This window comes from Streptomyces xantholiticus (assembly GCF_014651015.1).
Classification (GTDB): Bacteria; Actinomycetota; Actinomycetes; order Streptomycetales; family Streptomycetaceae; genus Streptomyces; species Streptomyces xantholiticus.
Genome location: NZ_BMWB01000002.1, coordinates 218,013 through 231,743, shown reverse-complemented (window position 1 = coordinate 231,743; position 13,731 = coordinate 218,013). Strand labels below are relative to the sequence as shown.

Sequence of the window (13,731 nt, the reverse complement as noted above, 5' to 3'; positions counted from 1 at the left end):
GGGGGACCTGGTGAAAGCGTTGAAAGTCAGCATTGTGGTGCCCGTTTACAACGCGGGCGAGTACATCGAGCGATGCGCACCCTCGCTGACCGGGCAGAGTCTCGGTCAGGACGAGTACGAGATCATCTACGTGGACGACGGGTCGACGGACGACTCCCTGGAGCGTCTCGAGCGGCTCGCCGCCCGGCATCCGAACGTGCGCGTCCACACGCAGCAGAACTCCGGCTGGCCCGGCAAGCCCCGCAACGTCGGCATCGAGATGGCCCGGGGCGAGTACGTGCAGCTCGTCGACCAGGACGACGTGCTGGCTCCCGAGGCGCTGGAACGCCTCTACGCGATGGCATCGCGCAACGGTTCGGACATCGTGCTCGGCAAGATGGCCGGCACGATGGTCGGCCCGTCCAACATCTTCAAGCGCAACCGGGAGCGCTGCACGGTCGCCGACGCGCCCCTGATCGAGACCCTGACCGCACACCGGCTGTTCCGCAGGCAGTTCCTCGTCGAGAACGACATCCGCTTCCCCGAGGGCTACTGGCGCATGGAGGACCTGCTCTTCATGGTCCGGGCCTATCCGCTGGCCAAGACCGTCTCCGTCCTCGCGGACCACCCCTGCTACTTCTGGAACCGGCGCGAGGACGGCGGCAACAACAGCGGGGCCGCGTTCGACCTCGCCGACCACTACCGGCGGTTGCGCCTCATCATCGAGGCGCTCAAGGACGCCACCGAGCCGGGCGAACTCCAGGACCGGCTGCTGCGCAGGCTCTACCGCGTCGAGACGATGGTCCGGGTCGGCGAGCCGTTCATCACCGACGCCGAGGACGAGCTGCGGCGTGAGTCGTACGAGCTCTCCCGTGGTGTGGCCCGCGAGTGCTTCCCGCCCGGCGTGCGCGAGGGCATGCCCGCCGTGCAGAAGCTGCGCGCCACCCTGCTGGAGGACGGCGAGCCCGAGGGCCTGCTCGAACTGGCCCGCCGGGTGCGGCAGGTCAAGGCGCACCTGGACGTGGCCGACATCGGCTGGCGCGAGGACGGTGCCCTGTCGATGAAGGTCCGTTTCACGCTCCGCCGCCCCTCGGGCGCACCTCTGGCAGTGCTGGAGAAGGACGGGGAGTTCATCCTCGACCCGGACTTCACCGACGGCGTCCCGGGAGTGCGGACGCTGCCGATCGCCGACGCCCTGTCGTACGCGTACGGCGAGCTGCTCGTCCACGACCGGGCCCGCAACATCTGGTGGTTCCCTCAGGGCGACCTCGTACCGCGCCTGGAGGCGATCGGCGACGGGCTCAGCCAGGTGGTGGTGGACGGCCAGGCCGTCCTCGATCCGCGGACGCTGGCGGGCGGCGAGCCGCTGCAGCCCGGTTCGTACGACGTCTGGCTGGGCGCCCAGGCGCTCGGTGTCGGCCGCCGTCCCCGGCTCAACCCGGCCGACACCCAGCAGCGCACACCGGTGGGGAGCACAGCGCTGGGGGACACGGGCCGTACGGTCAGCGCCGGCTGGTCGGGCCCCGGGAAGCAGCTCCGTCTGGTCGTGAAGGAGCCCGCGCCCGCCCCGGCACCGCCGCCGCGGCCGACGGGTGCGCGGCGCGTCTACCGCGCGGCGCTGCGCCTGCTGCCGAAGCGCTCCCGCAAGGCGGTCCGCAAGCTGGCGGCGTCGGTCGCAAGGCGCGTACGAGGCTGAGGGTCGCCCGGTCCGGTCGTTTCCCTGCCCTGTTTGACCGGGCAGGGGAACGCGGCCGGTCAGTGCCGCTTGAGGACCCTGCGGACCTTGCGGCGGGCCCGGTCGGTGAAGGACGGGGCGGGAGCTGGAGCCCCGGGCGCCTGAAGGCGTACGACCCGGCCCCGTCGCAGCACGGCGACGGCGAAGGGCGGCGTCTTGGCCTTCGGGGCGGTGGCGGTGACCAGGGTGACGGGATGCCGGCCGTCGGGGAGGGGGATCCGGTCGGCGAGCGACAGGATGCACTCCATACCCGCGGTGATGAACGCCGGCAGCGTCTTTGCGGAGGGGCCCTTGCCCACGCGGACCTCGAGCACGAGCCGGCCGCTCGCCCCCGCCGACAGCAGAGGCAGGGCCAGTGTGGCCCGGCCGTCGCCCGGCCGCGGTCCGACGGCGGCACCGGCACGGGCGGCCAGTTCGGTGCCGAGGCGCCGCAGCCGCTCGTCCATGTCGAGGGCGAGCTGTCCGCCCTTGGTCCAGTAGGGGATCGCGATCCGTGCCGGGCTGCCCACCAGCGCGGGCCCGCAGGCCGCCCCTTGGCCGGGGACCGCCGCCGGGCCGCCGACGCGGGGCTGGCGTCCGATGCCGAGCAGCTGGAAGAAGGCCCACACGTCGTGCGGTCCGGTCTCCAGCGGCTGCCCGCCCTTCAACGACAGCGGGTCGATGCGGAGCGTTCCGGCGGCGACGAGACGGCTGCGTCCCTCGCCGAGCGGCTCGAGCCGGATGTCGAGTTCATCCTCGGGGAACCACCAGTCCTCGCGGTCGCGGTCCTTGACGATGAACTCGCCGTAGGCGTGGGCGTACGGGTCCTCGACCTCCCATTCGTCGACCCCGGGGACGTCCTTCAGCAGCTCGGGGTCGAGCAGCAGCCGGCCGTCCTGTTCCACCAGTGCCAGCGGCTCGCCGTCGGGGCGCAGCAGGGTGAGCCGTACGTCCGCCCGCAGCTCGCCGTCCTGCCAGCGGACGCCGTCGACCTCCGTGCAGGCCCTGACCTGCCGGATCCGGTCGGCCAGGGCGACCAGGGAGTCGAGCCGCCCCTCCTCGAGCAGCGTGGCGCGCAGCTTGGTGACGGCCGCGAAGCCGTCGCGTACGGCGGGCGGGAACTCCTCCAGGGCGATGGCGCGCACCGCTTCGAAGCGGCGCTGCCGCTCCTGCGGTTCGAGGCTCAGCACCTCGCCCTCGCTGACCCGCTGGAGCACCTCCGCGCGGTAGAGGCGGTGCAGCATGCCGTTCTGCCGCTCGCCGGGCTCCGTACCCTCCTTGACGGTGCGGATGGCGTGCCGGAGGTTGCCGAAGAAGTCGTGGCGGTCGGTGAACATCGACTGGGTGTTGTTGCCGCCGTCCTCCCGCTTGAGCCAGTAGTAGCAGGGGTAGTCGCCGAGGACCGATATGCGCTCCGCCTTCAGGTAGGCGGCGATGACGAACGGCATGTCCTCGAGGATCCATGGACCCTCCGGGAAGCGGATGCCGTGCTCCAGGAGGAACTCCCGGCGGAACATCTTGTGCGGGGTGAGCGTCTCCATGAGCTGGAAGTTGTCGGCCGTGCACGACTCGACCGTGCGCTTGAAGACGCTCTTGGGGCGGACCATGGTGCTGGAGACCTTGCCCAGCACCACGTCCGACCTGTTGCGGACCGCCAGTTCGTACATACGCTCCAGTGCCTGCGGGCCGAGCAGGTCGTCGTGGTCGACGAAGTGCACGTACTCACCGCGTGCCAGCTCGATGCCCACGTTGCGGGGTCTGCCCGGCCAGCCGGAGTTCGCGATCCGCTCGATGCGTACATGGGGGTGCGCGGCCGCCAGCTTCTCCAGGCGGGCCACGCTGTCGTCGGTGGAGCCGTCGTCGACGTAGACGACCTCGTAGGCATCCGCTCCGAGGGACTGGCCGAGCAGTGAGGGCGCGCAGTCGTCGAGGTACTGGCCACCGTTGTGGACGGGGACGACGACGCTGACCTTGACCACAGGAACCCCCCGGTGCTGATGATGTGAACGATCCGTGACCGTGGGGTGGATCCTACGATGCAAGCGCCGCGCGGCGTTCGTGGCGAGGGGTCCGGGGGTCGGGTGCCTGGGCCGCCTCGGGGTGCGGGCAGGGCCGGTTTGACCCGCCGGGGCGCGGTCCGTAACCTTGACCCTCGGCGTGTTTCCCTATGCGCCCACTCCTGAGCACCTCCCTCCCGGTCCGCCGGGAGAGGCCGCTCATCCATTCGGATCACACGGGCCCCGGCCCGTGCGAGCGGCTGGCATCAGGGGTTCCGTTCCGAGCGAGAGAGAGATCCGCGTGTACGCCATCGTGCGCAGCGGTGGTCGCCAGCACAAGGTTGCTGTCGGCGACATCGTTGAGGTTGACAAGATTTCCACTGCCAAGGTTGGCGACACGGTCGAGCTCTCGACCCTGCTCGTTGTCGACGGCGACGCCGTGACCAGCGACCCGTGGGTGCTGGCCGGTATCAAGGTCACGGCCGAGGTCGTGGACCACCACAAGGGCGCGAAGATCGACATCCTTCGCTACAAGAACAAGACCGGCTACCGCCGCCGCCAGGGTCACCGTCAGCAGTACACGGCGATCAAGGTCACCGGCATCCCCGCGGCTGCGAAGTAAGGGACTGAGGAGAGATGGCACACAAGAAGGGCGCATCGTCCACCCGGAACGGTCGCGACTCCAATGCCCAGCGGCTCGGCGTGAAGCGCTTCGGCGGTCAGGTCGTCCTCGCGGGTGAGATCCTGGTCCGCCAGCGCGGCACCCACTTCCACCCCGGCACCGGCGTCGGCCGCGGCGGCGACGACACGCTGTTCGCGCTGCAGCCGGGTGCGGTGGAGTTCGGTTCCCACCGTGGCCGCAAGGTCGTGAACATCGTTCCGGTCGCCTGACCGGAAGCGCATCCGAGGGGCGGACCTCACTTCCCGTACGGGAAGCGGGTCCGCCTCTCGTGTGTTGAGAGACAGACATTTACGTACGTACGACCCCCGTCATCACTGGAGGCACTTCCATGACCACCTTCGTGGACCGCGTCGAGCTGCACGTCGCCGCGGGTAACGGAGGGCACGGCTGTGCCTCCGTGCACCGGGAGAAGTTCAAGCCGCTCGGCGGCCCCGACGGCGGCAACGGCGGCCGTGGCGGGGATGTGATCCTGGTCGTCGACCAGTCGGTCACCACGCTGCTGGACTACCACCACAGCCCGCACCGCAAGGCCACCAACGGCAAGCCCGGCGAGGGCGGCAACCGCTCCGGCAAGGACGGCCAGGACCTGGTCCTGCCGGTCCCCGACGGCACCGTCGTCCTCGACAAGCAGGGCAACGTCCTGGCCGACCTGGTCGGCCAGGGCACCACCTACGTGGCAGCGGAGGGCGGCCGCGGCGGCCTCGGCAACGCGGCGCTCGCGTCCGCGCGCCGCAAGGCCCCCGGCTTCGCACTGCTCGGCGTGCCCGGGCAGGCCGGGGAGGTGGTGCTGGAGCTCAAGACGGTCGCCGACGTCGCGCTCGTGGGATATCCGAGCGCCGGCAAGTCGTCGCTGATCTCCGTGCTCAGCGCCGCCAAGCCGAAGATCGCGGACTACCCGTTCACCACGCTGGTGCCGAACCTGGGTGTGGTCACCGCCGGCTCGACCGTGTACACCGTGGCGGACGTCCCCGGGCTGATCCCGGGTGCCAGCCAGGGCCGCGGGCTGGGTCTGGAGTTCCTGCGCCACGTCGAGCGCTGCTCGGTGCTGGTGCACGTCCTGGACACCGCGACGCTGGAGTCCGACCGCGACCCGGTCTCCGACCTCGACGTCATCGAGGAGGAACTGCGGCAGTACGGCGGCCTGGAGGACCGGCCGCGCATCGTCGTGCTCAACAAGGTCGACATCCCGGACGGCCAGGACCTCGCGGACATGATCCGCCCGGACCTCGAGGCGCGCGGCTACCGCGTGTTCGAGGTGTCCGCGGTGGCGCACAAGGGTCTCAGGGAGCTGTCCTTCGCGCTCGCCGAGATCGTGGCGGAGGCGCGGGCGGCCAGGCCGGTGGAGGAGGCGACCCGGATCGTCATCCGTCCCAAGGCGGTCGACGACGCCGGCTTCACGGTCCGGCAGGATGAGGAGGGCCTCTTCCGCGTGCGTGGCGAGAAGCCGGAGCGCTGGGTGCGTCAGACGGACTTCAACAACGACGAGGCCGTCGGCTACCTCGCCGACCGGCTGGCCCGCCTCGGTGTCGAGGAGGAGCTGATGAAGGCCGGTGCCCACGCCGGCGACGGTGTGGCCATCGGTCCCGAGGACAACGCGGTCGTCTTCGACTGGGAGCCGACGGTCATGGCGGGCGCGGAGATGCTGGGCCGCCGCGGCGAGGACCACCGCTTCGAGGCGCCCCGGCCGGCGGCACAGCGGCGGCGGGACCGCGAGGCTGAGCGCGACGAGGCGCTGAAGGAGTACGAGGGCTTCGACCCGTTCTAGCCGTCCGTACGGGACCGTGGCCGGATTCGTACGGTCGTTCCCCTGAAATTGGCCCGGAGATCATCTCCGGGCCAATTTCGTATGCAACCCTCCGCGCCGCTTCTCCGTCTCCTTGGGTGAAGGCGGGCCGAAAGTGCATCAATGGTGAAAACCATGACCAGGCGGTCAAATCGGATGTGATGCACGTCCCCTTCGTCCTGGAGCGGCACCGAACGGAGCGCAGATGAAGATCTCTTTCCTCATCCACACCATTTACGGCATCGGCGGCACCATCCGCACGACGCTGAATCTGGCGGAGGAGCTGGCGAACCGCCACGAGGTCGAGATCGTGTCCGTCTTCCGCCACCGCGACGAGGCGGCCTTCTCCATCGACCCGCGCATCACCGTCGTGCCGCTGCTCGACATCCGCAAGGACTCCCCGGCGAGCGACCGGGAGGACCCCCGTTTCAGCGAGCCCGCCACGGTCTTCCCCCGCGCCGAGGCGCGCTACAAGGAGTACAGCCGGCTCACCGACGAACGGGTCCGCGAGCACTACGCCGGCTGCGACGCGGACGTCGTCATAGGGACCCGCCCCGGTCTGACCGCGTACGTCGCCCGGTTCGCCGCTCCCACCGCCGTACGGATCGGGCAGGAGCACATGACGCACAATCACCACAAGGTGGCACTCCGGGAGGAGATGTACGAACACCTCGACGCCGTCGACGCGTTCGTCACCGTCTCCGAGGGGGACGCGGCCGTGTGGCTGGAGAAGATGCCGCTGCCGACCACCAGGGTCCTCGCCATCCCGAACAGTGTCCCCGAGCCGCCCGTCGCCCCGTCCGACACGGCCGGCAGGACGATCGTCGCGGCCGGACGGCTGGCCGCGGAGAAGCAGTACCACGTCCTTCTCGACGCCTTCGCGAAGGTCGCCGCCGTCCACCCCGACTGGATGCTGCGCATCTACGGTTCCGGGGACCAGCGGGACAAGCTCAGGGCGCGGATCGACGCACTCGGCCTCTACAACAACGCCTATCTCATGGGCCCCCGTTCGCCCATCGAGCCGGAGTGGGTCAAGGGCGCCATCGCAGCGTCCACTTCACGCCACGAGTCCTTCGGCATGACCGTGGTCGAGGCGATGCGCTGCGGCGTGCCCATGGTCAGCACGGACTGCGACTACGGGCCGCGCGAGATCATCCGCGACGGCGAGGACGGGCTCCTGGTGCCGGTGGGCGACACGGATGCCGTCGCTGCCGCGTTGCTGCGGCTGATCGAGGACGAGGACCTGCGCAGACGGATGGGCGCGGCAGCCGTGCGCAACGCCCGCCGGTTCGATCCCGCGGTCGTCACCAAGCAGTACGAGACGCTCTTCGACGAACTCGCCTCTCAGGCCGCACGACGGGCGGAGCTCGCCGGGATCAGCCCCGCCGCGGACTGCGTGGTCGAACCGGACGGCTCCCTCACCCTCACGCTCGCCGCCCCGCTGCCGCAGGGCGCCCGGGGCGGTGTGCGCCTGGTGTGCACACGCACCAGCAACCCCGATGGCGCACGGACCTTCGACTTCGACGCCGCTGGGCGCGTGACGGTCCCGGCCGACGCGGCGTTCGCGGAGGGGCTGTGGAACACCTATGTGGAACTGGTGGACTCCGGTGTGCGTGGACGTGTGACCGCACGGGTCGTCGACCAGCGCGGCGCGGTCGGCGTCGCCGGACGGCTCGCGCCCGACGAGACCGTCCACAACCTGATCCCGTACAAGGACACCGCCAAGGGCGGAGCCCTGATGCTGCGGGCTTGGTGGCGGCCGGTCCACGCGGAGGCCGACGTCGTCGAGGTGGACGGCACGCGGGTGACCCTGGCCGGCAGCCTCCACGGCCGGGCCACCGCCTCCGGTGCGCCGGTGCTCGTGCTGCGCCGCCGCGGAAAGCCGAAGGACGAGATCACCTTCCCGGGTGAGCGGCAGGGCGCCAAGGGCTTCCGGTTCACCTTCTCCTCGTCCGTGCCCGCCGCCTCGCAGACCACCTCGCACGACGTGTGGGACGCCTATGTGCGCTACGCGGCGGATGAGAAACCCGTGAAAATAGGCCGGGTGCTGGACGACGTGGTGCAGAAGAAGGACGTCTTCGTCTATCCGCAGAGCGTCATCGCCAAGAGACGGACGGAGAGCCTTGCGCGGACCACGGCCAAGCGGCTCCTGGGCAGACCCCGGCCCAAGGTGCGGGTGCGGGTCTACTACACGCTCACCAATGACCTGGCACTGAACGTCGTCGACCTTCCATGACCCGCTCAGGGGTGATTCATGCCACTCAGATGTGTGGTGTCGGTCACTTCAGGGTTGCCGTCGGCGTCGGTCAATTCCCCTGATCACCGGTGAACAGGAGGTTTATCGGAGCGGTTGCAGCGGCGTCACCCGCCTTGCGGGACGGTAACGGGGGGTGCAACCATCAGTTTTGTTCCCCAGCCCTCGCAAGGTAGGTCGTCTGTGTCTGTGCAGCACATAGCCAAACCCCGAACCACAGCAGTCGTGCTCGCCGGTGGAACCGGTCAGCGCGTGGGTCTGTCCATCCCCAAGCAGCTGCTGAAGATCGCAGGCAAGGCTGTCATCGAGCACACACTGTCGATCTTCGAGCAGGCCGACTCCATCGACGACGTCATGGTGCTGATGGCCCCCGGCTATGTTCCTGACGTCGAGAAGATCGTCGCCAAGGCCGGGCTGACCAAGGTCGTCAAGATCATCGAGGGCGGCTCGACGCGCAACGAGACCACCGAGCGAGCCATCGCTGCGCTGGGTGAGGGCCTGGGCGAGGGCGAGGACCGCAACGTCCTGTTCCACGACGCCGTGCGCCCGCTGCTCTCCGAGCGGGTCATCAAGGACTGCGTCGACGCGCTGGACCGTTACCAGGCCGTCGACGTCGCCATCCCGTCCGCGGACACCATCATCGTGACCCGGACCCACGGCGAGGACGGCGAGTTCATCACCGACGTCCCCGACCGCTCCCGGCTGCGCCGTGGCCAGACGCCCCAGGCGTTCAAGCTGTCCACGATCCGCAGGGCGTACGAGGTCGCCGCGGGCGACCCGAACTTCCAGGCCACGGACGACTGCTCGGTCGTGCTGAAGTACCTGCCGGACGTGCCGATCTACGTCGTCGCGGGCGACGAGTACAACATGAAGGTCACCCAGCCGGTCGACGTCTTCATCGCGGACAAGCTCTTCCAGCTTGCCTCGACCGCCGCGCCGCGCCAGGCCGACGAGGCCGCCTACCGTGAGCTGCTCGCCGGCAAGACCCTCGTCGTCTTCGGCGGCTCGTACGGCATCGGCGCCGACATCGCCTCGCTCGCCGAGTCCTACGGCGCCACGGTGTACGCGCTCGGCCGCTCCACCACGGGCACGCACGTCGAGAATCCGGAGCACGTCGACGACGCCCTCTCCAAGGCGTACGCGGAGAGCGGCCGCATCGACTACGTGATCAACACGGCCGGAGTGCTGCGCATCGGCAAGCTGGCGGAGACGGACAACGCGACCATCCAGGAAGCGCTGAACGTCAACTACCTGGCGCCCGTCCAGATCGCCCGGGCATCGCACAAGTACCTCGCGGAGACCCAGGGGCAGCTGCTGCTCTACACCTCCAGCAGCTACACCCGCGGCCGCGCCGAGTACAGCCTGTACTCGTCCACCAAGGCCGCGATGGTGAATCTCACCCAGGCTCTTGCGGACGAGTGGGCCGGCGACGGCATCCGCGTGAACTGCGTGAACCCGGAGCGCACCGCAACTCCCATGCGCACCAAGGCGTTCGGCACGGAGCCGGCCGGTTCCCTGCTGTCGTCGGAGGCCGTCGCGCGGACCTCGCTCGACGTGCTGCTCTCCGAGCTGACCGGACACGTCATCGACGTCCGCCAGCAGGACCCCACCCGTGGGGCTTCCGAGGCGTCCGGCTTCGAGCAGGCCCTGGCCTCCGTCCTGGACCGTCAGGAAGATGTGTAATAATTCCTGACAAATATTCTCTGGGCCTCTGTAGTTGTCGCCTTGTCGCGCACTGCGGGGGCCCGAGTTCGTGAAGGTCCGCCTTCACACCTTCTTTGCAAGGCAAAACAGTCGGTACCCCCAGGAGCAGGTTCTTCGTGATTTCGAAAGCCATTCGCTTGGCTCGCGTGGGTAGCGGATCCGAGCTGGCCGCCGCACTTCTTCTGGTGCTGGGATTCCCGTGCGTCATGCTCGCCGCGATAATTCCCAGTCTCTGGTTCTTCGTGGCGGCCGTCGCCGTGACATACCTGGCCGACCAGTTTCTGCACCAGCGCTCCAGCTATCTGATCAATCGCCTCGCCAAGGTGCGGGCCGGTCTGTCGATCCGATTTCTGCTGCGCCAGCTGCTGCTCGTTCTGCTGATGGCCCGTATGGGGCTCGCGGACCAGACGGTCTTCTACGTGACCGTCGCCTGTTTGCTGGCCTTCTACGGCCTCCAGGCGCCGCACGGTGCGATGGTCACGCTGCTGCGGTTGCGTCGCAAGCTGCCGGTCGTCACCCGCAACATCGATCTCTCGGGGTACGTGCGCATCCCCGACGCGCCTCCGCGGCGACTGCTCGAACGGTCCGCGGAGAAGATGCTGCACCTCGACGTCTTCGCCATGCTGGGTGTGCTGGTGGCGATCGGCGCCGACACCCCCGGCTTCGCCTACGCGGGCCTGGCGATCACGCTGGGCCTCGCCGTCGTGTATCTGGCGCTGCTGATTCCGCACCTGCGGCCCAGCAGGCTCGTGCCGCCGGCGGACAAGGTCCTGCAGGGCATCGACAGGTGGCTGACCGACTACAAGCCGACCGTGATGATGTACTTCTCCGGATCCTCCGACTCCGCCTACCAGGTCAACATGTGGCTGGAGACGATGTCCCAGCTCGAAGGCCGGCCGGTCCTCTTCCTGCGTGAACGCAACATCGTGCCCCAGCTCGGACCCACATCGGTGCCCGTCATGTGTGTGCCGGGCAGCGTGCACCTGATGAACCTGGACCTGTCGTCCGTGCGGGTCGCGCTGTACGCCGCCAATGTCGGCAAGAACATCCACATGCTGCGCGTGCCCACCATGAAGCACGTCTTCATCGGCCACGGCGACAGCGACAAGCTCGCCAGCGTCAACCCCTTCAGCAAGGCCTACGACGAGGTGTGGACCGCCGGCCGCGCGGGACGCGACCGGTACGCGCTGGCGGACGTCGGTGTGCGCAGCGAGGACATCGTCGAAGTGGGCCGCCCTCAGCTCGCGCCCATCAAGACGGGCAACGCCAGGACGGGGAACCCCATCCCGACCGTGCTCTACGCCCCCACCTGGGAGGGCTGGGACGACAACCCCGGCAACACCTCCCTGCTGTTGGCCGGCGAGAACATCGTCAGGAAGCTCCTCGACGCGCCGGAGCCCGTGCGCGTCATCTACAAGCCCCACCCCTTCACCGGCACCCGCAGCGTCAAGGCCAAGGCCGTCGACGCCCGTATCGTGGCGCTGATCGAGAAGGCGGCGGCGGCCCGCGCGGCCGACCCCCGCTGGGCGAAGGAAGCCTCCTCGCACGCGGCGGACCAGGCCGCGGCCTCTGCCGAGCTGCAGCGCATCGAGGCCCGGCTGGCCGAGCTCGCCGGCGGGACCGGCGACGGCCAGGACGAGGCGGAGGGCTCGCGGGACTCGCTGCCGGATCCGGCGCGCGAGGCGGAGGCTGCCCGGCTCAGGGACGAGTGGAACACTGCGTACTGGCGTTCCTTCGGCTGGTGGGAGCACAAGGTCATCACCGGGCCCGCGCCGCGGCTGTACGACTGCTTCAACGAGTCGGACGCCATGGTCTCCGACATCTCCAGCGTGGTGTCCGACTTCATCGCCAGCGGCAAGCCGTACGCAGTGACCGACTCGGCTGCGCTCGGCACGGACGAGTTCAAGCGGCAGAACACGGCGGTCCGCGCCGCGGTGATCCTCTCCAACAGCGCTGAGGAGATCGACGAGCTGCTGGCCGCGGTCGCCGATCCCGCCGCCGACGCCCTCGCCGAGGAGCGCCGCACGCTCAAGGAGTACCTGCTCGGACCGGACGAGCCGACGTCGATGCAGCAGTTCGACACCGCGGTGCAGAACCTGGCCGCGAAGTCGCGGGCCCGTAATGCGGGTGTCGAGAGGCGGCTGGCCGAGCCCGAGCAGACGCCCGGTCTCGACGACACGCCCGTGGGCGGCTGACCCGCAGAAGCCTCCGGCCCGGCGGCCGCCTCCCTCGGAGGTGGGCGCCGGGCCGGGCTGCATCTGGGAACAGATCCATACGGATTGTGTCGTTCCGGACAACCTACGCACCACTCCGGTTGTCTTGGATTTGATGAATGACAAACCTTCAGTGCCCGATGTCACCGTCGTGGTCGGTGCGTACGAGGCCATGCCCTATCTCATCCGCTGCCTGGAGTCCGTGGAGAGCCAGACCCTGGGCGCCGACCGAATCGAGATCGTCGCCGTCGACGACGGCTCGACCGACGGAACCGGTGAATACCTGGACGAGTTCGCCGCCCGTTCGAAGGTGCCGACCCGCGTGATCCACCAGTCCAACTCGGGCGGACCCAGCGGCCCGCGCAACGTGGGTCTGAGGCTCGCCCGTGGCAGGTTCGTCTTCTTCCTCGACGCCGACGACTTCTTCGGCGACGAGGCGCTGGAGCGCTTGGTCGCCATGGCGGACCGGGCCGGCACCGACGTCGTCCTCGGCCGCCTCAAAGGGGTCGGGCGCAAGGTCGGCATGTCGATGTTCGCGCGCACCGAGGAGCGGGTGGACGTGTACTCCTCGCGCGTCATCTTCGCCCTGAGCGCGCAGAAGCTGTTCCGGCGCGAACTGCTGTCCCGGCTGAGCCTCGAATTCGACGAGACGCTCCCCACCGGCGAGGACGCGCTGTTCACCATGGAGGCGTATCTGCTGGGGAAGGGCGTCTCGGTCGTGGCGGACTACGACTGCTACCACCTCGTCGCCAGGGACGACGGCAAACACGCGACCCGCAGGGGCAGCTATCCGCCCCGCTTCGCGGCCATCACGGCACTGACGGAGCTGATCGTCCGGCTCGAACCGGCCGGACCGAAGCGGGACTCGCTGCTCGTCCGGCCGTTCACCGTCGGGCTGCTGCAGCAGTTCGGCCCCGCTCTGCTCAGGGAGACGGAGGAAGTGCGGCGGCACAAGCTGGAGTTGGCGGCCCCCATCATCAGGCACTGGTCCAAGGGCGTCGCCGACCGGATCAAGGTCGGGGAGCGGCTGGTGCTCGCATGTGTGGCGGCGGGCCGCCTCGACGTCCTGGCGGACGTGCTCGAATTCGTCCGGACCAAGGAGGTCCCGAGGGTGGTGACCGGGGGGCGCAGGGGCAGACTGTTCCTCGCGTATCCGCACTTCGAGAACAGACAGAGCGGCATCCCCCGGTCCACCTACGCGGTCACCGTGCCGGACTGGTCGGGCAGCGTGCGTGTCCTGCCGCCGAACACCCTTCCCTCACTCGTCCGACGAACCGTACGCAGGGCGCGAAGGAGCTGGCGGAAGCTGCGCGTCGTCCGGCGCCCGCCGACGGCGGGTCGAGCTTGACAGTGGGTAAAATCGAGCGGCCGGAGCGATAGCCGCTCGGGAAACAAGACCCAATCG

9 protein-coding genes are annotated in these 13,731 nt (G+C 69.3%); 8 read left to right on the top strand and 1 reads right to left on the bottom strand.

The window, feature by feature from the left end; all coding sequences use genetic code 11:
* The first annotated feature begins 19 nt into the window (after positions 1–19).
* Positions 20–1,675 (top strand): glycosyltransferase family 2 protein, encoded by a 1,656-nt coding sequence (locus tag IE198_RS05360; RefSeq protein ID WP_189883179.1) that lies wholly within the window; start codon positions 20–22, stop codon positions 1,673–1,675.
* A gap of 59 nt (positions 1,676–1,734) precedes the next feature.
* On the opposite strand, the gene IE198_RS05355 is transcribed toward IE198_RS05360, so the two are convergent.
* Complete coding sequence (locus tag IE198_RS05355) at positions 1,735–3,672, bottom strand: glycosyltransferase family 2 protein (protein ID WP_229833755.1); 1,938 nt, start codon at positions 3,670–3,672, stop codon at positions 1,735–1,737.
* Between the two features lie 319 nt (positions 3,673–3,991).
* Here IE198_RS05355 and rplU point away from each other — a divergent pair, with 319 nt between their 5' ends.
* From rplU to IE198_RS05320, 7 genes are all read left to right on the top strand, one after another.
* Complete coding sequence (gene rplU / locus IE198_RS05350) at positions 3,992–4,312, top strand: 50S ribosomal protein L21 (protein WP_015033583.1); 321 nt, start codon at positions 3,992–3,994, stop codon at positions 4,310–4,312.
* A 14-nt stretch (positions 4,313–4,326) separates the two neighbouring features.
* Positions 4,327–4,581, top strand: coding sequence for a 50S ribosomal protein L27 (gene rpmA / locus IE198_RS05345; RefSeq protein WP_100107140.1), 255 nt, complete (start codon positions 4,327–4,329; stop codon positions 4,579–4,581).
* A 119-nt stretch (positions 4,582–4,700) separates the two neighbouring features.
* Positions 4,701–6,137 (top strand): GTPase ObgE, encoded by a 1,437-nt coding sequence (gene obgE / locus IE198_RS05340; RefSeq protein WP_189883178.1) that lies wholly within the window; start codon positions 4,701–4,703, stop codon positions 6,135–6,137.
* Between the two features lie 223 nt (positions 6,138–6,360).
* Positions 6,361–8,391: a glycosyltransferase family 4 protein gene (locus tag IE198_RS05335; protein ID WP_189883177.1), complete on the top strand. Its 2,031-nt coding sequence runs from the start codon at positions 6,361–6,363 to the stop codon at positions 8,389–8,391.
* A 201-nt stretch (positions 8,392–8,592) separates the two neighbouring features.
* A complete protein-coding gene (locus IE198_RS05330) occupies positions 8,593–10,092 on the top strand; it encodes a bifunctional cytidylyltransferase/SDR family oxidoreductase (protein WP_189883176.1) in 1,500 nt (499 codons plus the stop codon).
* 137 nt (positions 10,093–10,229) lie between these two features.
* Positions 10,230–12,308: a hypothetical protein gene (locus IE198_RS05325; protein ID WP_189883174.1), complete on the top strand. Its 2,079-nt coding sequence runs from the start codon at positions 10,230–10,232 to the stop codon at positions 12,306–12,308.
* A 133-nt stretch (positions 12,309–12,441) separates the two neighbouring features.
* A complete protein-coding gene (locus IE198_RS05320) occupies positions 12,442–13,674 on the top strand; it encodes a glycosyltransferase family 2 protein (protein ID WP_189883172.1) in 1,233 nt (410 codons plus the stop codon).
* Positions 13,675–13,731: the final 57 nt, after the last annotated feature.